The organism is Streptomyces dysideae (assembly GCF_001514305.1).
Classification (GTDB): Bacteria; Actinomycetota; Actinomycetes; order Streptomycetales; family Streptomycetaceae; genus Streptomyces; species Streptomyces dysideae.
The window spans coordinates 82698-106944 of record NZ_KQ949082.1 but is presented as its reverse complement, the minus strand read 5'-3'; the positions used below and the strand labels follow the sequence as shown (position 1 = coordinate 106944).

General features: G+C 68.5%; 23 protein-coding genes and 3 pseudogenes. 16 read left to right on the top strand and 10 right to left on the bottom strand.

The window, feature by feature from the left end:
• Nucleotides 1-5 precede the first annotated feature (5 nt).
• Both AQJ91_RS15455 and AQJ91_RS15450 read left to right on the top strand, forming a co-directional pair.
• Nucleotides 6-1166 carry an acyl-CoA dehydrogenase family protein gene (locus AQJ91_RS15455; protein WP_067021322.1) on the top strand — a complete coding sequence of 387 codons (1161 nt, stop codon included), beginning with the start codon at nucleotides 6-8 and terminating at the stop codon, nucleotides 1164-1166.
• 306 nt (nucleotides 1167-1472) lie between these two features.
• Nucleotides 1473-1967, top strand: a complete 495-nt coding sequence (locus AQJ91_RS15450; protein WP_159054564.1) for a hypothetical protein — start codon at nucleotides 1473-1475, stop codon at nucleotides 1965-1967.
• 96 nt (nucleotides 1968-2063) lie between these two features.
• Here AQJ91_RS15450 and AQJ91_RS15445 read toward each other — a convergent pair whose 3' ends face one another.
• The 4 genes from AQJ91_RS15445 to AQJ91_RS15430 form a co-directional block, all read right to left on the bottom strand.
• Nucleotides 2064-2693, bottom strand: coding sequence for a biliverdin-producing heme oxygenase (locus AQJ91_RS15445; protein ID WP_067021320.1), 630 nt, complete (start codon nucleotides 2691-2693; stop codon nucleotides 2064-2066).
• Nucleotides 2690-3808 carry a polyprenyl synthetase family protein gene (locus AQJ91_RS15440; protein ID WP_107122449.1) on the bottom strand — a complete coding sequence of 373 codons (1119 nt, stop codon included), beginning with the start codon at nucleotides 3806-3808 and terminating at the stop codon, nucleotides 2690-2692. Before AQJ91_RS15440 ends, AQJ91_RS15445 begins: the two co-directional genes overlap by 4 nt.
• Nucleotides 3809-3954: 146 nt before the next feature.
• Complete coding sequence (locus AQJ91_RS15435; protein ID WP_324618005.1) at nucleotides 3955-4563, bottom strand: Uma2 family endonuclease; 609 nt, start codon at nucleotides 4561-4563, stop codon at nucleotides 3955-3957.
• Nucleotides 4564-4655: 92 nt separating this feature from the next.
• Nucleotides 4656-5141 carry an ATP-binding protein gene (locus tag AQJ91_RS15430; RefSeq protein WP_067021315.1) on the bottom strand — a complete coding sequence of 162 codons (486 nt, stop codon included), beginning with the start codon at nucleotides 5139-5141 and terminating at the stop codon, nucleotides 4656-4658.
• A 192-nt stretch (nucleotides 5142-5333) separates the two neighbouring features.
• Between AQJ91_RS15430 and AQJ91_RS15425 the strand changes: the two genes are divergently transcribed.
• Together AQJ91_RS15425 and AQJ91_RS15420 are read left to right on the top strand one after the other, a co-directional pair.
• Nucleotides 5334-6188: a helix-turn-helix domain-containing protein gene (locus AQJ91_RS15425; protein WP_067021313.1), complete on the top strand. Its 855-nt coding sequence runs from the start codon at nucleotides 5334-5336 to the stop codon at nucleotides 6186-6188.
• 11 nt (nucleotides 6189-6199) lie between these two features.
• Entirely contained in the window at nucleotides 6200-6394 is a 195-nt protein-coding gene (locus AQJ91_RS15420) for a DUF397 domain-containing protein (protein ID WP_067021311.1), read from the top strand.
• Between the two features lie 414 nt (nucleotides 6395-6808).
• Here AQJ91_RS15420 and AQJ91_RS49430 read toward each other — a convergent pair.
• Together AQJ91_RS49430 and AQJ91_RS49425 are read right to left on the bottom strand one after the other, a co-directional pair.
• Nucleotides 6809-7290: pseudogene (locus AQJ91_RS49430) on the bottom strand (transposase); the annotation flags it as partial.
• A gap of 245 nt (nucleotides 7291-7535) precedes the next feature.
• Nucleotides 7536-8060 (bottom strand): annotated as a pseudogene (locus AQJ91_RS49425) (LamG domain-containing protein); the annotation flags it as partial.
• 222 nt (nucleotides 8061-8282) lie between these two features.
• On the opposite strand from AQJ91_RS49425, the gene AQJ91_RS15410 reads away from it, so the two are divergent.
• The 3 genes from AQJ91_RS15410 to AQJ91_RS15400 all read left to right on the top strand — a co-directional run bounded on the left by AQJ91_RS15410 (nucleotide 8283) and on the right by AQJ91_RS15400 (nucleotide 9733).
• Entirely contained in the window at nucleotides 8283-8507 is a 225-nt protein-coding gene (locus AQJ91_RS15410) for a hypothetical protein (RefSeq protein WP_159054563.1), read from the top strand.
• Between the two features lie 153 nt (nucleotides 8508-8660).
• Complete coding sequence (locus AQJ91_RS15405) at nucleotides 8661-9104, top strand: DUF5753 domain-containing protein (RefSeq protein ID WP_199847937.1); 444 nt, start codon at nucleotides 8661-8663, stop codon at nucleotides 9102-9104.
• 353 nt (nucleotides 9105-9457) lie between these two features.
• A complete protein-coding gene (locus AQJ91_RS15400; protein WP_067021306.1) occupies nucleotides 9458-9733 on the top strand; it encodes a hypothetical protein in 276 nt (91 codons plus the stop codon).
• A gap of 95 nt (nucleotides 9734-9828) precedes the next feature.
• Here the strand turns inward: AQJ91_RS15400 and AQJ91_RS15395 are convergent, their stop codons facing one another.
• Nucleotides 9829-10149, bottom strand: coding sequence for a hypothetical protein (locus AQJ91_RS15395; protein WP_067021304.1), 321 nt, complete (start codon nucleotides 10147-10149; stop codon nucleotides 9829-9831).
• A gap of 255 nt (nucleotides 10150-10404) precedes the next feature.
• On the opposite strand from AQJ91_RS15395, the gene AQJ91_RS15390 reads away from it, so the two are divergent.
• The 6 genes from AQJ91_RS15390 to AQJ91_RS15365 all read left to right on the top strand — a co-directional run bounded on the left by AQJ91_RS15390 (nucleotide 10405) and on the right by AQJ91_RS15365 (nucleotide 17925).
• A complete protein-coding gene (locus tag AQJ91_RS15390; protein ID WP_067021302.1) occupies nucleotides 10405-11451 on the top strand; it encodes an ABC transporter substrate-binding protein in 1047 nt (348 codons plus the stop codon).
• Nucleotides 11452-11573: 122 nt separating this feature from the next.
• A complete protein-coding gene (locus AQJ91_RS15385) occupies nucleotides 11574-12431 on the top strand; it encodes a siderophore-interacting protein (protein WP_067021300.1) in 858 nt (285 codons plus the stop codon).
• Between the two features lie 440 nt (nucleotides 12432-12871).
• Nucleotides 12872-14314 carry a lysine decarboxylase DesA gene (gene desA / locus AQJ91_RS15380; RefSeq protein WP_067021298.1) on the top strand — a complete coding sequence of 481 codons (1443 nt, stop codon included), beginning with the start codon at nucleotides 12872-12874 and terminating at the stop codon, nucleotides 14312-14314.
• Nucleotides 14298-15587: a lysine N(6)-hydroxylase/L-ornithine N(5)-oxygenase family protein gene (locus AQJ91_RS15375; RefSeq protein WP_067021296.1), complete on the top strand. Its 1290-nt coding sequence runs from the start codon at nucleotides 14298-14300 to the stop codon at nucleotides 15585-15587. Before desA ends, AQJ91_RS15375 begins: the two co-directional genes overlap by 17 nt.
• On the top strand, nucleotides 15584-16156 hold the full coding sequence (locus AQJ91_RS15370; protein WP_067021295.1) for a GNAT family N-acetyltransferase: 573 nt from the start codon (nucleotides 15584-15586) through the stop codon (nucleotides 16154-16156). Before AQJ91_RS15375 ends, AQJ91_RS15370 begins: the two co-directional genes overlap by 4 nt.
• Nucleotides 16153-17925: an IucA/IucC family protein gene (locus AQJ91_RS15365; protein ID WP_067021293.1), complete on the top strand. Its 1773-nt coding sequence runs from the start codon at nucleotides 16153-16155 to the stop codon at nucleotides 17923-17925. Before AQJ91_RS15370 ends, AQJ91_RS15365 begins: the two co-directional genes overlap by 4 nt.
• Nucleotides 17926-18296: 371 nt before the next feature.
• On the opposite strand, the pseudogene AQJ91_RS49415 reads toward AQJ91_RS15365, so the two are convergent.
• Nucleotides 18297-19523 (bottom strand): annotated as a pseudogene (locus AQJ91_RS49415) (beta-N-acetylhexosaminidase); the annotation flags it as partial.
• Nucleotides 19524-19594: 71 nt separating this feature from the next.
• On the opposite strand from AQJ91_RS49415, the gene AQJ91_RS15345 reads away from it, so the two are divergent.
• The 3 genes from AQJ91_RS15345 (at nucleotide 19595) to glmS (ending at nucleotide 22639) form a co-directional block, all read left to right on the top strand.
• Nucleotides 19595-20467, top strand: coding sequence for a DUF4429 domain-containing protein (locus tag AQJ91_RS15345; protein WP_067021285.1), 873 nt, complete (start codon nucleotides 19595-19597; stop codon nucleotides 20465-20467).
• Between the two features lie 83 nt (nucleotides 20468-20550).
• Entirely contained in the window at nucleotides 20551-20808 is a 258-nt protein-coding gene (locus AQJ91_RS15340; RefSeq protein ID WP_010986670.1) for a hypothetical protein, read from the top strand.
• Between the two features lie 13 nt (nucleotides 20809-20821).
• On the top strand, nucleotides 20822-22639 hold the full coding sequence (gene glmS / locus AQJ91_RS15335; protein WP_067021283.1) for a glutamine--fructose-6-phosphate transaminase (isomerizing): 1818 nt from the start codon (nucleotides 20822-20824) through the stop codon (nucleotides 22637-22639).
• 175 nt (nucleotides 22640-22814) lie between these two features.
• On the opposite strand, the gene AQJ91_RS15330 is transcribed toward glmS, so the two are convergent.
• Together AQJ91_RS15330 and AQJ91_RS15325 are read right to left on the bottom strand one after the other, a co-directional pair.
• The gene (locus AQJ91_RS15330; protein WP_067021281.1) at nucleotides 22815-23384 is read right to left on the bottom strand and encodes an acetate uptake transporter; all 570 of its coding nucleotides are present in this window, start codon (nucleotides 23382-23384) and stop codon (nucleotides 22815-22817) included.
• A 150-nt stretch (nucleotides 23385-23534) separates the two neighbouring features.
• Entirely contained in the window at nucleotides 23535-24062 is a 528-nt protein-coding gene (locus AQJ91_RS15325) for a universal stress protein (RefSeq protein ID WP_067021279.1), read from the bottom strand.
• Between the last annotated feature and the right edge of the window lie 185 nt (nucleotides 24063-24247).

Sequence of the window (24247 nt, the reverse complement as noted above, 5' to 3'; positions counted from 1 at the left end):
CGACGATGGACCACCGCCTCTCCCCCGAACTTGAGGAACTCCGCCGCACGGTGGAGGAGTTCGCGCACGACGTCGTGGCACCCAAGATCGGCGAGTACTACGAACACCACGAGTTCCCGTACGAGATCATCCGGGAGATGGGCCGCATGGGCCTGTTCGGCCTGCCGTTCCCGGAGGAGTACGGCGGCATGGGCGGCGACTACCTGGCGCTGGGCGTGGCGCTGGAGGAGTTGGCGCGGGTGGACTCGTCGGTCGCCATCACCCTGGAGGCCGGAGTCTCCCTGGGCGCGATGCCGCTGTACCTGTACGGCACGGAGGCCCAGAAGCAGGAGTGGCTGCCGCGTCTGTGCACGGGCGAGATCCTGGGCGCGTTCGGCTTGACGGAGCCGGACGGCGGCTCGGACGCGGGCGCGACGCGTACGACGGCCCGCCTCGACGCCGACACGAACGAGTGGGTGATCAACGGCACGAAGTGCTTCATCACCAACTCCGGCACGGACATCACGGCCCTGGTCACGGTGACGGCGGTGACGGGCCGCAAGCCCGACGGCAAGCCGCTCATCTCGTCGATCATCGTCCCGTCGGGCACACCGGGCTTCACGGTGGCGGCACCGTACTCGAAGGTGGGCTGGAACGCCTCGGACACAAGGGAGTTGTCCTTCTCGGACGTACGGGTCCCGGCGGCGAACCTGCTCGGTGAGGAGGGCCGGGGCTACGCCCAGTTCCTGCGCATCCTGGACGAGGGCCGTATCGCGATCGCGGCGCTTGCGACGGGCCTGGCGCAGGGCTGTGTGGACGAGTCGGTGCAGTACGCGAAGGAGCGGCACGCCTTCGGCAAGCCGATCGGCGCGAACCAGGCGATCCAGTTCAAGATCGCGGACATGGAGATGAAGGCGCACACGGCCCGCCTGGCCTGGCGCGACGCGGCATCACGGCTCGTGTCCGGCGACCCCTTCAAGAAGGAGGCGGCCCTGGCGAAGCTGTACTCGTCGACGATCGCGGTGGACAATGCCCGCGACGCCACCCAGATCCACGGCGGCTACGGCTTCATGAACGAGTACCCGGTGGCCCGGATGTGGCGGGACTCCAAGATCCTGGAGATCGGGGAGGGGACGAGTGAGGTGCAGCGGATGCTGATCGCACGCGAGATGGGGCTGGTGGGCTGACACCGGCGTAACCCGGACGGGCCAACGCACGGGTCGGCCCCGCACGCCGCTGGCGCATGACCCGAGCGCGCCGGTCTGCCCCTTCCTCGGCAGCGCAGGGGACTGTTCGAGGTGCGGCGATGCTCTTCCCGGGTGGCATTCCGGCCTGGCATGACGTGACCGCCTCGGCCCGGTGGAACCTTCGACTCGACCACGGCCGTCGAACGCGTCGAGGGAGTCCAGGTCCTGCCCGCTCTCTGCACGGGTGAGCAGACGCCCTTCCACACTCCGCGGCCTTGTGCTCGCAAACGAGAGGAATCAATGCGCATGCAAACCAAGCGCGCGGGCCGGTGCCGCCTCAACGGATCGTCCACCCGCTTCACCTGGGTCGGCAGAAGTCTCGCCGCGGCGACCGGAGTCGTTCTCGCCGGGGCCCTCATCGCCCCGGCCTCGGTGGCATTGAGCAGTGACGGCGAGGGCAACCACAAGTGCAACCCGTCTCGCAAGATCAGTGCCGAGGTGGACTCCCCGACGGAGTTCCGCGTGACGAACGACCGCCGTGGCGACGCCTTCCTCAATGACGGCCGGACCCCCGGCGTCTGGGTGGATCTCGACGTGGTTCCCGGCACCCCGTCCTGCGTGATCGACAGCGCTGTGGGGTACAGCGAAGGACCCTCTGTGCTCCACCTGACCCTGCTGGCGAAGGGCGGGGTGGCCTACGAGGCCGAATGCGCCGTCACCGGCACTCCGTTCAGCGCGTCGAACCTGGCGGCGGCCTGTGGCGACGGATTCACCCCGGTTCCCGGTACGCCCGTGCCGTAATACCCAACTGATCAACGCAGCGGAGCGCTTCGCAGAGGCGTAACCGACACAACCCCAGTGAGGGGTGAGCGGAGTCCGGCTCCGCTCACCCCTCACTCACGCACCCGGTGCGAGACCCTCGGAAAGTGCCCGGGCGATCGCCTCCGTGTGGTGGTACGCCCGTCCCGCGGCGGCGATGGCGCGGCTCTGTGCCTCGGGATCGGCGAGGGCCGCGTTCATGCACGCGGTGAAGCGAGCCCAGCGGTCGCGGTCACCGCTGCAGTAGTAGGCCACGCCGTCCGTGTCGCGCAGACCGTAGGCCGTGGTGACGTGTCGGCGCAGGATCAGGGCACCCAGCGTCGAGCCCTCCAGGACGTACAGGAACCCGAGCAGCGCCTGCGGGTTCGCCGCTGCCGTGTGTCGGATCTCCTGGGCGAAGGCCTCGGCCTCGTCCGTCCCCCATGGCTTCGGTGCGCTCCCGCGACCGGCGAAGTACCGCAGGTCGCTGTCGACCAGGGAGAGTTTGGCCAGGGTCGGCGACCACACCGAGGCAGGGGCGGGGTGGGTGGCGCGGGACAGTTCGCCCTCCAGCGCCTCCAGCACCGTACGGTAGGCCGCGAGCTGCGCCACATACCGGTCGAGCGGGAGCGTCCCGGCGAGCATCGCCGTGGCGAACGCCGTGGTCTCCAGGGCGTCGTGCCAGGCGCGGGTGCTGGTGCGCAGGCGGTCGACCGCCGTGGCCGTCACGTGCTGGTCCGCTGTGCGAGCGTGCGGTGGAGGCGGTCGATGAGGTGGCCCTTGCGTTCGATCGTCAGGTCGAAGTACGCAGCACTCCGCTCGGACCGGCACACCTGGTGGACGGCGTCCTTGGCGGCGCGCTTGAGTTCGACGGCTTGTTCGGCGAGGGCGAGGAGGGTGTCGTTCAGCTGCGGATGGCCGAGGACGAAGGACCTCATCTCCTCGCCGTCCGGTGTCTGCCGGCCGAACGGCGCGGAGTCGAGAAGCTCGAGGAAGACGCGGTTGCTCAACCCGTCGTAATCCTCCTGGGTGTTGGCGCCGCCGAGTTCGGGCACGAAGTCGGTCAGGTCATTGAACAACTGGCTGGCCAGCCCGAGTTGACGCATGGCATCGTCGAGGGCCCGCCGATCGTCCTCGACGACACGCAGCCCGGCCACCGCAGCGTCGAGCGGCATCCAGAACAGCGTCCCGGTCTTGAGCGCGGCGGTCGACTCCCAGAAGCCCACACGGGCGTCGCGGGGTGCGGCCATCAACTCGGCGCGGGTGAGCGGAGACCGGGTGGACATGTCGACGGCCTGCCCGGTGAAGCCGTCGCCGACGGAACGTAGGAGGCTGTCGACGACGGCGGGGTCGCCGGCGTGCCGCAGGGCGGCGTTGATCAGCCAGGACCCGGTGTTCAGGGCGATGGGCACCCCGTGGTCGACATGCAGAGCGGCCTCGCCGTAACGGCTGACACTCCCGTCCTGGATGTCGTCGAGCGCAACGGCAGCCTTCAGCAGAATCCTTACTGCAACAGCGGCACGCCGGATGACGGCGAGATCGGCGCCCTGATCGGCACCGTCCTCGGGAAACCCCCGGTAGTTGCGGTAGGCCCAATACACCATGGAAGGCCGAACCGGCACACCTCCGGCCCCACCCGCCGGCAACGCGGCCTGCCCGACCTTCGACCCGACGGCATCGGCAACGGGCCCGCACAGGGAACGCCGCACCGCCGCCCCGAACACGGAGGCGTCCGCCGGCGCGGCGATCACCGAGCCGAGAAACGCGGCCAGATCCCCCTCCAGCAGCGCGGCATCACTCCGCACGACCGCCTCGACACCCGCCACACCCGCCGCGACCGTCACTTCGCCTCCGCACAACGCCCATCACTGATGCACACGTGCCAATACGAAGGAGCATGATCGCAACGAGGGGGTGCGACAAGGCGGTTCAAAGCCAATACGGCGGCGTGTGGCGGCATCTGAGCCCCAGGATGAGGCCCGTCCGGCGCTCAGGCCTCCCGCGTGTCCTCCGCCTCCGCGCGGACGACGAAGCCGGACGTGTCGAGGTCGAAGCCGAAGGGGGCGGGCACGTGCAGCGGCTCACCGAAAGGAGCGGAGTGCCGGGAGCGGTAGCCCTTCGGAGAGGGATCCCAGAAGGCGGTGACCTCCCGGTCCTGCATGTCGAGCACCAGATACACGGGCACAATCCGGCCGTACGTGTCCAGCTTGTCGAGCCAGTCGGCATCCTTGGTGGAGGTGGACGTCAGCTCCGCGACAAGGGACAGAGCGGCACCGTCGGCATGACGCCCATCGGCGTCGAAGGCGCTTTCGTCAGCGACGTGCAGGTCAGGGCCGAACCCGCGCTCGGAGCCGGGGAAGGTGAAGAGGAACGGCGCCACATCGACGTCATGCCCCTCCGGAGCATGGGGCTCCAGCTGCAGCCGCAGCGACTTCATCACCTTCTTGTAGCGCAGCTTCGACCACGGCGACACGATGATCTTCCCCCGGATGAGTTCGGCCTTGTAGCCGTCAGGCGTGTCCAGCTCCTCGACGATCCGGAGCATGTCCTCGAAGGCTCCGACCGGAGAGGCGTTTATGGCCGTCGGACGCTCGGTCATGGTGGTCACCACGGTCCTCCACTGGTTACAGAGCGTGTCGCGATTTCCACGATAGCGCGGGGCCACTCGGGCCGCCCGCTGCTCAGCCACCCTCACGCCGCCACCCGCTCTGTGCTCCGTGCCCCCAGCTCACACCACAGCAGCTTCCCGCCCCGCCCGAACAGATCGTCCCCGAGCGGATACCCACCCCAAGCCTCCGCGTAATGACAGACGAGGAACAGCCCACGCCCACCATCCGCCTCGACGGGCACGAGAGCCGGGGACCCCGGGCACCTGTCGAACGGAGGCGGGATGTGCGGGTTCGCATCCCAGACGCTCACCCGCAGCCGGCCGGCGCCGATCCCGCACAGGCGCAGGGCAGCGGGCCCAGTGGCGTGGCGATAGGCGTTGGTGACGAGCTCGGATGCCAACAGCTCTGCGGCATCGACGTGTTGGGACATGCCGTGCCCGGCGAGAACGGCGCGCAGAGTGACGCGGGCGATACGGGCAGCCCGGGAATCATGGGGCAATTGGAGGGCGTACGCCCAAGTCGGTTCCGTTTCGCACTCCGACGGCAACGACGGGGATACGGTGACCATGAACGCCTCCTGCGGTGGGGAAACTTGGTTTGCTCGACTCGCTCGACGGCTTGTCAGCGGGGTCGACTGGGTGGTCCGGGTCTCACCGTAGAGCGATCAATGGACTACATTCCATGAAAGACATGGAATGTAGCCCTCATTACCTCCGTGTGGGTGACCCACGCGCCATACGTACGAACGGGAACGCATCCAATGCCGCAGCCAAGCCCCCTCCCCACCGCCCGGCGCCGTCGCCTCGGTGTCGAGTTGCGCAGGCTGCGCGAACGTGCGGACCTGTCCGCCACCCAGGCCGCCGCCCTCATCGGCGCCACACAGTCACGCGTGAGCAACATCGAGGCCGGCCGCTACGGCGTAAGCGCCGACCGCGTACGTACCATCGCCCGCCACTACGACTGCACCGACGAGAAGCTGATCGACGCACTCGCGGCGATGACCGGCGAACGCCGACGCGGCTGGTGGGAGGAGTACCGCGAGATCCTGTCCCCCCGGGTGCTCGACCTCACCGAGGTGGAACACCACGCCACGGCCCTGCGCGTGGCCCACATCATCAACATCCCCGGCCTGCTGCAGACCACCGACCACGCCCGCGCACTGTTCTGCCATTCGGTGCCACCACTGAAGCCCCACGAGATCGAGCACCGCGTCTCGCACCGCATCAAGCGCCAGGAGACCCTGCACCGCGAACAACCCCCGCCCTACACGGCGATCATCCACGAGGCCGCTCTCCGCATGCGCTTCGGCGACCGCACCACCACCCGCGCCCAGCTCCACCACATCAACGAGATCAGCGAGTTGACCCACGTCACGGTCAGCGTGATCCCCTTCGACAACGGCCCGTTCCCCACCTCGGGCCAGGGCATCGACTACTTCCACGGCCCAGTGCATCAACTCGACACAGTCCAGCTCGACACAGACCACGGCGCCGAACTCATCGAGTCACCCGCACAGTTGGAGCGCTACCGCCTGGTCCTGGAACGCATGCAGCACGCGGCGCTCCCCCCGGCCAAGTCCCGCGACTTCGTCACCCAACTCACCCACGACCTCTAAAGGAGCCCTCCATGCCCGAACTGCACTGGCAGAAGTCCACGTACAGCCAGGAGGCCTCCGCCTGCGTCTACGTCGCCACAACCCCCACCGGAACGATCCTCCTCCGAGAAAGCGACGAACCGGAAACCATCCTCACCACTGGCCGCCACCAACTCGGCGCACTGATATCCGCTCTCCGATCCCCGAATCGCTGTCCGGGCACCTGAATGCGGAGTGGCCGGGATTTGCCCTCGATGCAGGTGCCGTGGCGGGCGGACCGCGGATTAGGCCTGGGTGACCTGCATGCCGCCCTCGGCCGACCCTCAAAGGACCACGGCGAACAGGTCGTAGGGCGCCGTCCGATGACGATTCCGGGCCAGATGCTCGCGCGCAACCGCGGTGTCCCTCCAGAGCAGGGTCGCGGGAGCGGTGTAGTCGAAAGCATCCGCCGATCGCTCGCTCGGCCCATGCGGCGAACTCCTCATCGCTCGCACAGCCTTGCGGCCTTTTGGGGCGCACTGCGCGGTAACTCCGCAGAGCAGTTCGAAGCTTCCATGGAATGGCCGTTCATATCCCTGCAGGCCACCTGCCCAGCAACAACGCGGGCAGCCCGGTTTGAGGGGTCAAACCGGGCCAGCCCTCGCTGAGCCGTCACGGCACACGATCTCGATCCCCGGATGCTCGCGCAACCACGCCTCCAGGGTGTCGGCCGTGCGGCCGGGCAGCACGTCGATCCGTTCATGAGTCTCGGCATCGATGATCACGGTGGCGTAGCGGTGCCGTCGGCGCAGTGCGAAGTCGTCGACGCCGATCACACGCGGCATCCGCCCGGTAGGCAACGGGATCCGCAGCAGGGCGCGCAGGGCCGTGTGACGCGACAGGCTGACCGCCAATATCGCCAGCAGACGTGCCCCGACCCGGCCCGCTAACTCCTTGACCACGGCTTTGACTTGCCTGGTCGGGCGGGTCGTGCGCCGCTGGTACCGGTCCAGGACGCGGGCACCTGTTCGCGGAAGGTGTGGCGGCAGCCGCGCGTGGGACACACCAGACGCCGCACTCGCACACGGACCACCACCCGTCGTTCATCGACCGGCACGTCCGCGACTGTCCGCCAGTGATAGCCGTACCGAGGACCGGGGCGGTCGCGGTGGACGCGTAGTCCCCGTCGCCGTCCAAGACCAGGTGGCCGTCGCCGACCAGGGCGGCGGTGTCGAACAGCGGGTCGGCCGGGCGGTAGATGGAAGCGTTGCCCGCGAGGGTCAGGACCTGGCCGCCGCCGGTGTCGGCGGAGCCACCGGTGTCGGCGGAGTCGAGCTGCCAGTAGCCCTTGCGCACCGGCTTGATGGTCATCAGCTCGGCGACCTGGGCCGCCGGCAGGACGCGGTCGAAGACGCGGACCTCGGCGAGGTCACCGGTGAAGTGGTCGCGGTAGCCGCTCTTGGCCGTCGCGCGGCCGATCTGCAGCGGGCCGTACGACTTCCAGGTGGAGCGGCGCCCGGCGCTGCCCTTCAGGTCCTTGTTGACGTACAGCTGCAGCTGCGGGCCGCCGGTCTTCTGAGCGTCGTACACGCCCGTCAGCAGCACCCACTGGTCCTTGACCACGGACACCCCGGTGGACACGGCCTTCCACTCGCCGAGCGAGTCGATGTCGTTGACCGGGACGGCGAACTTCCAGGTCTGCGCAGAGGCGTCGTAGCCCAGGGTGAAGCCGGGCTCGCCGGTCCCGTCCTGGCTGATCACCATCATGTTCCGGTCCAGCGCGGTGGGCCGCACCCAGGCGCTCACGCTGAAGCTGTTGGACGTGTCGAGCACCATCTCGCCGGTGTCCAGCCAAGCGTCGGCGGTGCCGTCGAAGTGGGCCGCCTTGTCGACCTTGCCGCCAGGGCCGTCCACACCGAAGGTGACGGCGGGGCCGACCGTGGCCGAGAAGTCACCGCTCTCGTCGTGCGCCTCCGTGTTGCCGGCGATGTCGGCGAGGTTCCACTGGGCGCGGACCGGCGTGCCCTCGCTGACGAGGAAGTGGTAGGGGGTGTTGCTTTCGTGCGCGGCCTTGTCGACGGCGATCACTTCGAGCACATGCCGTCCGGGGCTGGTAGCGGTGACTTCGTCATACGCGTGCCCGTCACTGAGTTGTCCGTCGGCGTATGGCGCGGCGAACTGCGGATCGGCGGCTGGGCCTTGCCTCTCCCCCAGCTCCCCGACAACCTCACCCCGGCCAAGTGGCGCCGCCGCGCCCTGCCCTGGTACGCCAAGCCCGCTGCGGACGGCGGCGAGGGCTTCGCCCTGCAGGTCGCCAAGACCGACCTCGTCCAGGCAGTGACTCGGCGCATCAAGCCGTAGGGATTCTTCCGACCGAGGCTCAACTCACCTGCGAAGTCCAACAAAGGTGGATTGCAGGGAAGTTGGGCCCTGCAACCCCAACAGCCCACCCCACAGACCCCTCACAGCTTTCGATCACAAGGCCCCCACCTCTGGACAACGGCTGAGCGCCAGGTGGTCCCGGCGCTCCACCCACACGAGATCGAGTACCGCATCTCCCGCCGCATCAAGCGCCAGGCCATCCTTCACCGCGATCGGCCACCGAGGTACACGGCGATCACCCACAAGGCCGCCCTACGCATGCGCTTCGGCGGCCCCGACGTCGCCCGGCCCCAGCTGGAGCACCTGGCCAAGATGAGCGAACGGCCGCACATCATCATCTGGGTCATCCCCTTCGACGGCACCGCCTTCCCGACCCTCGGCCATGGGCTCGACTACGCGTACGGACCGGTCCCCGAGCTCGACACAGCACAGCTCGACGCCGCCTACGGAAGCGAACTCATCGATGCCGTAGCACAGTTGACGAAGTACCGACTGATCCTGGGCCGCATGGAGGAAGCCACCCTGGACCCCAAAGCCTCCCGCGACCTCATCCACCACATCACCCAAGACACCTGAAAGCCGAGCCGTGACCGAGACACCGAACTCACCTGGCAGAAGTCCACCCACAGCGAAGAGGCCTCCTCCTGCGTCTACCTCGCCGCCACCCCCACCGGAACGATCCTGCCTTCCCGCTCGTCCTCGGCCCCGACAACCTCCCCGCGATCATTGACCCGGACGAGGCGGCACAGGACCTGGCCCTCTCCGTCTTCTCCGCACTCACCCACGCCAAGGACCCGGCCCTCCCTGCGATACTGGACGCACTGGCGAAGGCGCTTGCCGACACCGGCGGCGAGACCGCGGCGGACTGGGCTGAGTACACCGAGATCGGTCTGGGCGACGCCCAGACCCGCGAACTCTGGAGGAACCTGATGGCCACGCGCACCAGCCGCTTCCCCGGCAGCGGCACGCTCATCGAGGAAGCCCGTCTCCAAGGCCAGGCCGAAGGCAAGACCGAAGGCAAGACCGAAGGCAAGACCGAAGGCAAGGCCGAGGACATCCTCCGCATCCTCCACGTGCGCGGCATCGAAGTCTCCACGGACGTTCGCGAGCGCATCACCACGTGCACCGACCTGGACACCCTCGGCACGTGGTTCGACCGGGCACTCACGGCGGCCACCGCAGAGGAGCTGTTCGCGGAGGCGTGACGGTTTCCGCGACGCCGATCCACCCGCGTTCGGCCAGTAGATCGTGATCTTGCTGGCCGGGCGCCGGGCGGGTCCGGGACGATGCGCTTGCCGTCTCAGCTGGACCGGTCAGCGGAGGGGCTGATGGCGTCATCCGCGCCATAGAAGTGCCCCTGTTCACACAGGGCGTCGATCTCGGCGTTGTCCTCCTCACTCAACTGCTCATCCAGCACGACGCTGATGACCCGTCGGGCGTGAGCCAGCCGCCTCGCGACATCCCAGTCGGCGACGAACCTGCCGACGGTGTACTCGTCGGCGGTTCCGGATGCCTGGCGGGATCCGAGTCGGTCGAGGGAGACCACGAACTCGTTCAGGTCCTGGAGGACAGCGACGACCTCGTCCAGGGGGATGCGGATCTCTCTGGAGGACATATCCATGGTCCGATTCAACTCCAGAGGGGGTGGCGTTCCGGCCCGGATCCTGATTGAACTCCGGCCCCCGATCCCCAGCTCACAGCCCAAAAAGCCCCGAATGCAAGGAAGTTGGTCCCCGCGAACCCCACACCCCGCCCCAACAGACCCCTCACAGCTTTCGATCACAAGGCCCCCACCCCTGGACAACAACTGAGGTTAGGCTAACCTATCTTCGAATTGTCCGGCGGGTCATCCGCCCCGTTCGAAAGCAGCGTAGCCATGCCCAACGCCAGAGCCACCCATCTCACCCGCCGCGGGATCCTCGCCGCCGGCGGCGCCCTCGGCCTCGGGGCCGTGCTCGCAGCCTGCGGGGACGACGACGCCAAGAGCAGCGGCTCGGACGGCGCGACGACGGCGGCCAAGTCCGGGCCCTGGACCTTCAAGGACGACCGCGGGACCACCGTGAAGCTCGACGAGGTGCCGACCGGCATCGTCGCCTTCACCGGTGTCGCCGCCGCCCTCTACGACTACGGCATCGAGGTCAAGGGCGTCTTCGGCCCGACCAAGACCGCCGACGGCAAGGCCGACGTCCAGGCCGGCGACATGGACATCAGCAAGGTGACCATCCTCGGCAACGCCTGGGACCAGTTCAACGTCGAGAAGTACGCGGCCCTCGCCCCGCAGGTCCTCATCACCACGTTGTTCGACGACGCCGGCACCCTCTGGTACGTCCCCGAGGCCTCCAAGGACAAGATCGCCAAGCTCGCCCCTAGCGTCGGCATCTCCGTCTACGACCGCCAACTCACCGAGCCGCTGCAGCGCATGGCCGAGCTCGCCGAGTCGCTGGGCGCGGACATGAAGGCCACCAAGGTCACCGACGCCAAGAAGCGCTTCGAGGACGCCTCCGAGCGGCTGCGCAAGGCCGCCAAGGCACGCCCCGAGATCACGGTGATGGCCGGTTCCGCGAGCCAGGACATCTTCTACGTCTCCGGCACCAATCTCTCCATCGACCTGGAGTACTTCAAGGCCCTCGGCGTGAAGTTCGTCGAGCCCCCGGAGAAGGCCAAGGCCCAGGGCGGCGGTTGGTACGAGAGCCTGAGCTGGGAGAACGTCGACAAGTACCCGGCCGACATCATCATGATGGACGACCGTTCCTCGACCATCCAGCCGGCCGACATCACCGAGGCCACCTGGAAGAAGCTGCCCGCCGTCAAGGCCGGGCAGATCATCTCCCGCTCCCCCGAGCCGATCCTGTCCTACGACAAGTGCGTCGCCATGGTCGAGAACCTCGCCAAGGCCATCGAGGACGCCAAGAAGGTCGCCTGACCCGCCGACCAGCAACCAGCAACCAGCAACCAGCAACGGCAACCGGCAACCAACAACCGCCGACCCGCCGCTCCACCGAACCGCCCCTCGTTCGCTCGCTTCCTGACGCCCAGGAGGACCCCGTGGCAACCGCCGTAGCCGCCCCGTTCCGTTTCTTCGCTCTCCAGGTCGTACGGACGAGGCGGCTCGGCCCGTCTCTGGTCCGGGTCACCTACGCCGGGGACGAGCTGCGGGACTTCCATTCCGACGGGTGCGATCAGTCGCTGTCGCTGTTCCTGCCGCATCCAGGGCAGGCCGCACCCGTCGTTCCCGTCGAGCTCGGGGAGGACGGATGGTGGCAGGGATGGCGGGATCTCCCCGAGGACGAGCGGGCCGTCATGCGGTCGTACACGCTCCGGGCCCTGCGTCGCGATCCCGATGAGATCGACATCGACTTCGTGCTGCACGGGGTTGAGCCGGGGGCCGCTGTTCCCGCCGGGCCCGCCTCCCGGTGGGCCGCCCGCGCCGCCGCCGGTGACAGGGTCCTGCTGATCGGGCCGGCCGTCGCCGACAACCGTGCCATCCGGTTCCGGCCGCCCGCGGACACCGACCTCGTGGTGATCTGGGGCGACGAGACCGCCGTACCCGCCGCCTCCGCCATCCTGGAGTCGCTGCCGGCCGGCACCCGTGTCCGGGCCTGGCTGGAGGTGCGGCACGCCGAGGACATCCAGGATCTGGCGACCGAGGCCGACGCCGAGGTCAACTGGCTCGTCCATGGCAAGGGCCCCGAAGGCTCCTCCCCCATGGCCCTCGATGCCCTCCGCAGATCCCAACTGCCGCCCGCCGAGCACCCGTACGTCTGGATCGCGGGCGAGTCGGGGTGCGTGAAGGAGCTGCGGCGGCACTTCGTCCGCGAACGGGAGATCGACCGCCGCCGCGTCACCTTCGTCGGCTACTGGCGGCAGGGTCTGACCGAAGAGCAGCTCCGCGAGCAGGAGTAGGGCCGCCGATCCCGACCCGGCCCCAGCCCCGACCCCGCAGGACTCACCGCTGCACGCGCACCCGAACAACCCGTCATCCGCGCATGCAGCGGTGATTGCTGGGTCTTCGAACTCGAGCGGTGCGCCCTGTTGGCCGACGTCCGCCCCAGGGCCCTCGTAAGCCGGGGATGTGACACTCCCGCGGAAACTGTCACATCCTCGCGGCTTACCAGTCGGCGCCCGGCGTCCGCGCACCGCTCAACTTTGAAGACCCTGATTGCTGTGCCCCGTGCCCCGTGCCCCGTGCCCTCCGAGGCAAATTGCGCTTGAAGTGACCGCAGTCACGCTAGACGCCACACCCCTTCCAAATTACTTAGGTTAGGCTAACCTAAATTGAGTCTGGGAACCCGCCCTTGAACCCCGCACCGGACCCACCCCGTCCCCACCGGAGGACCCCCACCATGCGCTCGCACCTGCTCAATGACACGACCGCGGAGCAGTACCGCCGCTCCGTGACCGAAGGAGTCGAGCGGGTGGCAGCCAAACTCGCCACCACAGCACGTCCGTTCACCGGCGTCACGGTCGACGCCCTCGCCCCCACCTTCGACTCGATCGACCTCGACAAGCCGCTGCACGACACCGCCGCGGTCCTCGACGAGCTGGAGGACGTCTACCTCCGGGACGCCATCTACTTCCACCACCCCCGCTACCTCGCCCACCTCAACTGCCCGGTCGTCATCCCGGCCGTGCTCGGCGAGGCGATCCTCTCCGCCGTCAACTCCTCCCTGGACACCTGGGACCAGTCGGCCGGCGGCACCCTCATCGAGCGCAAGCTCATCGACTGGACGACCGCCCGCATCGGCCTCGGTCCGGCCGCCGACGGCGTGTTCACCTCCGGCGGCACCCAGTCCAACCTCCAGGCGCTGCTGCTCGCCCGTGAGGAGGCCAAGAGCGACAGCTTCGCCAAACTGCGTATCTTCGCCTCCGAGGTCAGCCACTTCAGCGTCAGGAAGTCGGCCAAACTGCTCGGCCTCAGCGCCGACTCCGTGGTCTCCGTCCCCGTCGGCCACGACAAGCGCATGCAGACCGTCGCGCTCGCCCATGAGCTGGAGCGCTGCAAGAAGGACGGCCTGGTCCCGATGGCCGTCGTCGCCACCGCCGGCACCACCGACTTCGGCTCCATCGACCCACTGCCCGAGATCGCCGAGCTGTGCGCCCAGTACGGCACCTGGCTGCACGTCGACGCCGCGTATGGCTGCGGACTGCTCGCCTCGGTCCGGTACCGGGACCGTATCGACGGCATCGAGCGCGCCGACTCGGTCACCGTCGACTACCACAAGTCCTTCTTCCAGCCGGTGAGTTCGTCCGCCGTACTGGTCAGGGACGCGGCCACGCTCCGGCACGCCACCTATCACGCGGAGTACCTCAACCCGCGCCGCATGGTGCAGGAGCGCATCCCCAACCAGGTCGACAAGTCCCTGCAGACCACCCGCCGCTTCGACGCCCTCAAGCTGTGGATGACCCTGCGCGTCATGGGCGCCGACGGCATCGGCGAACTCTTCGACGAGGTCTGCGACCTGGCCGTGGAGGGCTGGCAGCTGCTCGCCGCCGACCCGCGCTTCGACGTGGTCGTCGAGCCGAGCCTCTCCACCCTCGTCTTCCGCTACATACCGGCGGCCGTCACCGACCCCTCGGAGATCGACCGCGCCAACCTGTACGCCCGCAAGGCCCTGTTCGCCTCCGGCGACGCGGTGGTCGCGGGCACCAAGGTCCAGGGCCGCCACTATCTGAAGTTCACCCTGCTCAACCCCGAGACGACGACGGAAGACATCGCCGCCGTCCTCGACCTGATCGCCGGCCACGCCGAGCAGTACCTGGGAGAGTCCCTTGACCGCGCTTCCTGAATCCGCGAACAAGTCATCCAGCCGCACACACGACTTCGTGGGCATCGGGCTCGGCCCGTTCAACCTCGGCCTGGCCTGCCTCACCGAGCCCGTCACCGAACTCGACGGCGTCTTCCTGGAGTCGAAGCCGGACTTCGAGTGGCACGCGGGCATGTTCCTGGACGGCGCCCATCTCCAGACACCGTTCATGTCGGACCTCGTCACCCTCGCCGACCCTACGTCGCCGTACTCCTTCCTCAACTACCTCAAGGAACAGGGCCGGCTGTACTCGTTCTACATACGCGAGAACTTCTACCCGCTCCGCGTCGAGTACGACGACTACTGCCGCTGGGCCGCGAGCAAGCTGAGCAGCATCCGCTTCGGTACGACGGTCACGGACGTCCGGTACGAGGATGACGTGTACGTCGTACGGACCGACAAGGGCGACATCCTCCGCGCCCGCCATCTCGTCCTCGGCACCGGCACCTCGCCGTACGTCCCCGAGGCCTGCCTGGACCTGGACGGCGACTTCATCCACAACTCCCGCTATCTGCAGAACAAGGAAGCGCTGCAGCGCAAGGAGTCGATCACGCTGGTCGGCTCCGGTCAGTCCGCCGCCGAGATCTACTACGACCTGCTCAGCGAGATCGACGTCCACGGCTACCGGCTGAACTGGGTCACCCGCTCCCCGCGCTTCTTCCCGCTGGAGTACACCAAGCTCACGCTGGAGATGACCTCCCCGGAGTACATCGACTACTTCCGTGAGCTGCCCGAGGCCACCCGCTACCGCCTCACGGCCGAGCAGAAGGGCCTGTTCAAGGGCATCGACGGCGACCTGATCAACGAGATCTTCGACCTGCTCTACCAGAAGAACCTCGGCGGTCCCGTGCCCACGCGCCTCCTCACCAACTCCTCCCTCAACGACGCCACTTACGAGAACGGCACGTACACCCTCTCGCTCCGCCAGGAGGAACAGGAGAAGGACTTCGAGCTCAGCTCCCAGGGCCTGATCCTCGCCACCGGCTACCAGTACGCCGAGCCCGAGTTCCTCAGGCCCGTGCGCGACCGCCTGCGCTACGACTCCCGGGGCAACTTCGACGTCGCCCGCAACTACGCCATCGACGTCACCGGCCGGGGCGTCTTCCTGCAGAACGCCGGCGTGCACACGCACAGCATCACCAGCCCCGACCTGGGCATGGGCCCGTACCGGAACGCGTACATCATCCGCGAGCTGCTCGGCACCGAGTACTACCCGGTCGAGAAGGCCGTCGCGTTCCAGGAGTTCACCGTATGAGCACGACAGCCGGTACCGGAATCGGTACGTTCACCATCCGCCCCCTCGACCCGCTGAAGGACGCCGAGCTGCTGCACGGCTGGGTCACCCACCCCAAGGCGGCCTTCTGGATGATGCAGGACGCGAAACTCCAGGACGTCGAGCGCGAGTACATGCGGATCGCGGCCCACGAGCACCACCACGCCTACTTCGGCCGGCACGACGGCGAACCGGCCTTCCTGATGGAGAAGTACGACCCCCGGTACGTCGAACTGGCCGGCCTGTACGAGCCCGAGCCCGGCGACGTCGGCATGCACTTCCTGGTCGCCCCCACCGACCGGCCGCTCCACGGCTTCACCCGGGCCGTCATCACTGCCGTGATGGACGAGCTGTTCGCCGACCCACGCACCCGGCGGGTCGTGGTCGAGCCCGACGTGACCAACAAGGCCGTGCACGCGCTCAACGAGGCCGTCGGCTTCGTGCCCGTACGCGAGATCGACAAGCCGGAGAAGCGCGCGCTGCTGAGCTTCTGCACACGCGAACGCTTCTTCAACAGGCACAGCCTGGCCGCCCGAGGAGTAGACGTATGACCCTGTCCGATGCCGTAGCGCACCTGTCCCCCCACCGCTGGGCGCGGGCCAACCGCCTTCTCATCCGCAAGGCCCTCGCCGAGTTCACCCACGAGCGGCTCATCACGCCGGAGGCCACCGGTGACGGCGCATACGTCGTCCGCAGCGACGACGGCCTGACGCGGTACACCTTCACGGCGGTGATCCGCGCCCTCGACCACTGGCAGGTCGACGCCGACTCGATCAGCCGTCAGCGCGACGGGGCCGAACTCCCGCTCGCCGCCCTGGACTTCCTCATCGAGCTGAGGAAAACCCTCGGCCTGAGCGGCGCGATCCTCCCCGTCTACCTGGAGGAGATCTCCTCCACCCTCTCCGGCACCTGCTACAAGCTCACCAAGCCGCAGATCCCGGTCGCCGAGCTCACGAAAAGCGGCTTCCAGGCCATCGAGACCGGTATGACCGAGGGCCACCCCTGCTTCGTCGCCAACAACGGGCGGCTCGGCTTCGGCATCCACGAGTACCTGTCGTACGCCCCCGAGACCGCGAGCCCGGTCCGGCTGGTGTGGCTGGCCGCGCACCGCGACCGGGCGGCCTTCACCGCCGGCATGGGCATCGAGTACGAGTCCTTCGTACGTGACGAGCTGGGCGAGGGGACCGTCGAGCGGTTCAACGAGACCCTTAGAGCTCAGGGCCACGACCCCGCCGACTACCTCCTCATACCCGTCCACCCCTGGCAGTGGTGGAACAAGCTCACCGTCACCTTCGCGGCCGAGGTCGCCCGCGGCCACCTCGTCTGCCTGGGCGAGGGCGACGACGAGTACCTGGCCCAGCAGTCCATCCGGACCTTCTTCAACCAGTCGCACCCCGAGAAGCACTACGTGAAGACGGCCCTGTCCGTCATCAACATGGGCTTCATGCGCGGACTGTCGGCCGCCTACATGGAGGCCACCCCCGCCATCAACGACTGGCTCGCCCAGCTCATCGACAACGACCCGGTGTTGCGGGACACGGGCCTGTCGATCATCCGCGAGCGCGCCGCCGTCGGCTACCGGCACCTGGAGTACGAGACGGCGACCGACCGCTACTCGCCGTACCGCAAGATGCTGGCCGCGCTGTGGCGCGAGAGCCCGGTGTCCTGCCTCCAGGAGGGCGAGTCCCTGGCCACCATGGCCTCCCTCGTTCACGTCGACCACGAGGGCGCGTCCTTCGCGGGCGCGCTGATCGAGCAGTCGGGGCTGGCCCCGGTCGAGTGGTTGCGGCGCTACCTCCGGGCCTACTTCACCCCGCTCCTCCACAGTTTCTACGCCTACGACCTGGTGTTCATGCCGCACGGCGAGAACGTCATCCTCGTCCTCAAGGACGGCGTCGTGGAGCGCGCGATCTACAAGGACATCGCTGAGGAGATCGCCGTCATGGACCCGGACGCGGTGCTGCCGCCGACGGTCGAGCGGCTGCGCGTGGACGTCCCGGAGGACAAGAAGCTCCTCTCCCTCTTCACGGACGTCTTCGACTGCTTCTTCCGCTTCCTCGCCGCGAACCTCGCCGCCGAGGGAATCCTGGAGGAGGACGACTTCTGGGGGACGGTCGCCGAGACCGTCCGCGAATACCAGAAGCAGGTGCCCGAGCTGGGCGACAAGTTCCGGCAGTACGACCTGTTCGCCCCGGAGTTCGCCCTGTCCTGCCTCAACCGCCTCCAGCTGCGCGACAACGAGCAGATGGTCGACCTCTCGGACCCGGCGGGCGCCCTCCAGCTCGTCGGCACCCTGAAGAACCCCATCGCCGGGCTGTAAGGCCCACAGAGACGGGCGGGCACCCCGGGAGTACGGTCCTCCGGGGGTGCCCGTCTTCCTTTGCTCGGCCGCCTCCGGCCCTGCGACACGTGTACTTCATGTCCAGTTGCAGCTCTCTCCGACGCTCGGCCGGAGACTCTCCCCTGGATCGCTCCGGCGAGTTGGACAGCACCTGCGTCCGCCTGACGACTGCCCTGCCGGCAACCGGGACAGGTCGGTGACCCCTCCAAAGGCGCCCGCCGACTTGGTTGTCGCCGGCGGACTTTCGCCACACCAGCCGCCGCCTGACGCACCTGTGCCGCTTTCCCGACGATACGCCCACCTCTTACCCGTACGAGTGACATGTCCAAGTGGCTCACCGGCCCCCGCAGGTCGGCCGGGGGCAGGATGATCCCGGTCCCGTTCCGCGCCGCCGCCGCGACCCGCTCCTGCTCCTCGGCACTGGTGCTGTCCAGGCCCCGGTACTGCGCGAGCGCCCCCTTCGCCGGGGTCGCCCCGGTCAACTGGTGCCAGCCGACCACCGTCTTGCCGTACTTGGCTACGACCGGCTGTACCCGGTCCCTGAACTTGACGTAGTCCTCGTGGCTGGTGGAGTGCGCCTCGTCGCCGCCGATGTGGAGGTACTGACCGGGTGTGAGCGCGGCGATCTCCCGCACCACGTCGTCCACGAAGTCGTACGTGATCTCCTTCGGCACACACAGCGAGCTGAAGCCGACGTCCGTGCCGGTGCAGAGCGGCGGCGCCACACCGTCGCAGTTCAGCTCGGCGTACGAGGCGAGGGCGGCGTTGGTGTGGCCGGGCATGCCGATCTCGGGGACGACCTCGAGGTAGCGGGAGCCCGCGTACCGGACGATCTCGTTGTACTGGTCCTTTGTGTAGTAGCCCCCGGCCCCGCCGCCGACCTGTGTCGGCCCGCCGTGCGTCGCCAGGCGCGGCCAGGAGTCGACGGCGATCCGCCAGCCCTGGTCGTCGCTGAGGTGCAGATGCAGCTTGTTGACCTTGCACAGGGCGAGTTGGTCGACGTAGCGCTTGATCTGTTCGACGGTGACGAAGTGCCGGGAGACGTCGAGCATCGCGCCGCGCCAGCCGTAGCGCGGGGTGTCCTTGATGGTGCCGCCCGCGATCAGCCAGGGGCCGGGCTGGACGGAGTCCTTCTCGACGGCCGCCGGGAGGAGTTGGCGCAGGGTCTGGACGCCGTGGAAGAGGCCGGCGGGCTGGGCGGCGGTGATGGTGACGCCCGTACGGCCGCTGTCGAGGCGGTACCCCTCGGTGCCGTACTCGCCCTTGGCCAGGCGCAGTTGGATGCCGCCCCGGCCGTACCCGGTGACCGGCAGCGGGTAACCCGTCGACGGCGCAGGACGTCCGCGAGGTACTCGGCGACACGGCGGGCCGCGCGGGAGTCGCCGACGCGGATGCGGGTGGCGTCGGTGATGCGGTACGGGGGTCCGCCGGGCGTGACCGAGGCGGGGGCCGGGATCACCTGGTCCAAGGGGCGGGCCTTCCCCGGCGGTGGGCGCCGCGCCCGAGGCGAACGCGCCCACCGCCGTGACGAGCAGCAGGGAACCGAGAAGGCGAAGTGCTCTGTGGTGCTGTCTCACAAACGATCCCTCCCTTGAGCCCCAAAAGGTATGGACCACTCTCTCGGGGGACCGGTGGAACAATCACCCCCATGGCGGAAATCATCCAGAAGGACGGCACATGGGTCTTCGACGGCGACGCCCTGCGGCTGACTCCGGGAAGGGACAAGAACGTCAGCCTGCTCCGCAAGACCATGGGTGAACTCGTCGTCCCGCTGGGCGCGTTGGCGGGCGTCTCGTTCGAGCAGGGCAAGAAGGCCGGGCGGGTGCGGCTGCGCCTGCGTGACGGTGCCGACCCGCTGCTGCACGCCACCGGCGGTCGCCTGACCGAGCCCCACGACCCGTACCAGTTGATCGTCGAGTCCGACCGGTACGGCGTCGCCGAGTACTTCGTGGACGAGGTCCGCAACGCGCTGCTCCTCGACCAGGTCCCGTCCGACCCGGTCGACGAGTATCTGCTGCCGGGCCCGCCGCTCCCCCTGTCGGTCTCGGCCGGGGACGGCACCGCGAGCTTCGACGGCGAGCACATCCGGCTGGAGTGGAACTGGAAGACGGAGGACGCCAAGGCCGCCGCAGGCGCCCGCTCCCTTGCCGTCACCGACCTGCTGGCCGTGGAGTGGCATCCGGCTGCGGGCCTGGAGAACGGCCACCTCCGCTTCACCGTCCGGAACGCCCCCACCAAGGCCCCGCCCAAGTACGACCCCAACTCGGTGGAGCTGTGGGGCTTCAAGAAGGACCCTCTGATGGCCCTGATCGCGGCCGCGGTCCAGGCCCGGCTGCCCCACCCGGCGAAGGCGGCCGCCCCGGACGTACGACCGCCCGAACCCGAGCCGCCCACGACCGGCGAGGACAGCCACGACGCCCTCCTGCGCCGCCTGCGCGAACTCGGCGAGCTGCACAGGACGGGCGTACTGACGGACGAGGAGTTCACCCTGGCCAAGCAGGCGATCCTCAAGCGGATGTGACCTACGGCGGCGATCCATCAGCCCCCTGCCCGAAATCGGGCAGGTTTCTTGCGAAACCGTCGCCCATACTCCAGGATCTACGGGTGCACGACGAACTCGTAGATCATCTGACGCGGTCCACGCCTCTCAACCGGGGCGAGGCGCTGCGGGTGATCCAGGACGTGCTCGCCTACTTCGACGAGACGACCGAGGAGTACGTCCGTCGCCGCCACCGCGAGCTCCAGGCCCAGGGCCTGGTGAACGCGACGATCTTCGAGCGGATCGAGGCGGACCTGAAATACCGGGCGGTGGCACCGCCGGAGCTTACGCTCAGGCAGCTGCGCCGCATCGTCTACGGCTGAGGAATACGTATATATGTGCGGAATCGTCGGATACATCGGGAAGCGTGACGTCGCCCCCCTCCTCCTGGAGGGCCTGCAGCGCCTGGAGTACCGCGGCTACGACTCGGCCGGCATCGTCGTCACCTCCCCGAAGACGAGCGGCCTGAAGATGGTCAAGGCCAAGGGCCGGGTCCGCGACCTGGAGGCCAAGGTCCCGGCCCGCTTCAAGGGCACGACCGGCATCGCCCACACCCGCTGGGCCACCCACGGCGCCCCCTCCGACGTGAACGCCCACCCGCACCTGGACGCCGGGGGCAAGGTCGCCGTGGTCCACAACGGCATCATCGACAACGCCTCCGACCTGCGCCGCAAGCTCGAGGCGGACGGCGTCGAGTTCCTCTCCGAGACCGACACCGAGGTCCTCGTCCACCTCATCGCCCGTTCGCAGGCGGAGAAGCTGGAGGACAAGGTTCGCGAGACGCTGCGCGTCATCGAGGGCACGTACGGCATCGCCGTCATGCACGCCGACTTCAACGACCGCATCGTCGTCGCCCGCAACGGCTCGCCGGTCGTCCTCGGCATCGGCGAGAAGGAGATGTTCGTCGCCTCGGACATCGCCGCGCTGGTCACCCACACCCGCCAGATAGTGACCCTCGACGACGGCGAGATGGCCACGCTCAAGGCGGACGACTTCCGCACGTACACGACGGAGGGCACCCGCACCACCGCGGAGCCCACCACTGTGGAGTGGGAGGCGGCCTCCTACGACATGGGCGGCCACGACACCTACATGCACAAGGAGATCCACGAGCAGGCCGACGCCGTGGACCGCGTCCTGCGCGGCCGCATCGACGACCGCTTCTCCACCGTGCACCTCGGCGGCCTCAACCTGGACGCCCGCGAGGCCCGCCAGATCCGCCGCGTGAAGATCCTCGGCTGCGGCACCTCGTACCACGCGGGCCTGATCGGCGCCCAGATGATCGAGGAGCTGGCCCGCATCCCCGCGGACGCCGAGCCGGCGTCGGAGTTCCGCTACCGCAACGCGGTCGTCGACCCCGAGACTCTCTACGTGGCCGTCTCCCAGTCCGGTGAGACGTACGACGTCCTCGCGGCCGTCCAGGAGCTGAAGCGCAAGGGCGCGCGGGTCTTCGGCATCGTGAACGTGGTCGGCTCGGCGATCGCCCGCGAGGCGGACGCCGGGATCTACGTGCACGCGGGCCCGGAGGTCTGTGTGGTCTCGACGAAGTGCTTCACCAACACCACGGTCGCCTTCGCCCTGCTCGCCCTCCACCTGGGCCGCACCCGCGACCTCTCCGTCCGCGACGGCAAGCGGATCATCGAGGGCCTGCGCCGGCTCCCCGCCCAGATCACCGAGATCCTGGACCAGGAGGAGCAGATCAAGAAGCTGGCCGAGCAGTACGCCGACGCCCGCTCGATGCTCTTCATCGGCCGCGTCCGGGGCTACCCGGTGGCCCGTGAGGCCTCCCTGAAGCTCAAGGAGGTCTCGTACATCCACGCCGAGGCCTACCCGGCCTCCGAGCTCAAGCACGGCCCCCTGGCCCTCATCGAGCCGGCCCTCCCGACGGTCGCGATCGTCCCCGACGACGACCTGCTGGAGAAGAACCGCGCCGCGATGGAGGAGATCAAGGCCCGCAGCGGCAGGATCCTGGCGGTGGCCCACCAGCACCAGGAAAAGGCCGACCAGACGATCGTGGTCCCGAAGAACGAGGACGAACTCGACCCGATCCTCATGGGCATCCCCCTCCAACTCCTGGCGTACCACACGGCATTGGCCTTGGGCAGGGACATCGACAAGCCGAGGAACCTGGCCAAGTCAGTGACGGTTGAGTAAAGACTTTCAGGGGCGCGGGGGGCTGTATCAATATGCGGCTCCGCCGCGTGGGCGCGAGCAACCCCCGCACACCCGCAGAGGCCAAACAAACGGAACGGACCCCCACGTGATGCCACCAGTCACGGGGGGTCCGCCCTGATCGCCGGGGAGCCGCCCAACCCCCCAGCCCGCGCAGCTAGCCGGTGGCCGTCACCCCCCGGCCGGCAGCACGACGAGGAACAGACGTCGGCCAGTGCGCAAGGGCCGCAGTAGCCACGTACCAAGAGGCCAGACCGCCCACCACCGCGAACCAGCCGCCAACCTTCGTCAGCGCCTCGGAGTCCCCGAACTGAGCGATGGCGAGCAGCAGCATCGCCACGAAGAGCAGCGCATACGCCCCCCGCGCGAGCGGCGCCGCCGCCGACGCCCCCAGCGTCAGACTGAGCGCCACGAGCGCGAAGAGCAGCAGGAACAGCCCCGCCGCGTTGGCGGAGACCTGTGTGTCGGCGCCGACACCCCAGGTGAACCAGAAGGCCCCGAGACCGGCGAAGGCCGTGCCCGTGAACGCGTCACGGTCGCGGAAGGCCAGGAGGCCGGCAACGAAGAGCGCGATGCCGCCGACGTAGGTGGCGAGCGAGACGGCGTCCGCCGCCGTCACGCCGTCGATCACTTCGGTGTGACCGAGGCCGAAGGCCAGCAGGGTGAGTCCGAGCGCGAGATGGCCGAGGGTCGTGGTGGTGCTTCCCGCAGAGACGTCGTTGTCCACGGCGGGCTCCCTTCATGCATGTGCGGTTGTGCGGTGAGCGATATATGCCCTTCACAAGGGCACAAACACCTCTACGCGCGAGTAGACTTATGCGCTGCACAAAGGAAGTTGGCGGTTCCCGCGGCTCATCTCACCTGGAACAACGCCCAGTTACGGAATGACAACGACGGGCCGCTTCGCCCGCTTGGCGAGCCGCCCCGCGACGGACCCGAAGATGCGCCCGACGATGCCGTGCGTGGAGCCGACGACGATCGCGTCCGCCTCGTACTCCCGCCCCACCTCTTCGAGTTCGTGGCAGATGTCGCCGCCACGCTCGACGAGGATCCAGGGCACCTCGGAGAGATAGTCGGCGCAGGCGAGTTCGAGCCCGAGCACCTCGGTGCGATGGTCCGGCACGTCGACGAAGACCGGCGGCTCACAGCCCGCCCACACCGTGGTGGGCAGCCGGTTGGCGACGTGGACGATGATCAGGCCCGACCCGGAGCGATGGGCCATGCCGATGGAGTACGCGAGGGCGCGCTCACTGGACGTGGAGCCGTCGAAGCCGACCACGACGCCGTGCTTGAAGGCGGGGTCGCAGGAGTGGCGTGGCTCTTCGGCCGCCTGGGGCTCGGACGCCGTGGGGTCGGCGACCGGCCGCTTGCGGTCTGCTGGTTCGAAGAATTCGTGACCGGCCATGGCTGTCTCGGCGTTTTGATCCTTTATGGGAGGGACAACAGTGTGCGGCGGAGCTGTGTCCGGGAATCATCTTCCCAACCCCATACCCCCAAGGGTACGGCGGCACGCCTCCTTAGCCCAGATCCCCGGCACGGTTGCCGCGCGGGTTCCCCGGAGCATGCACGAGGGTGCGCCCGTAACGCAAT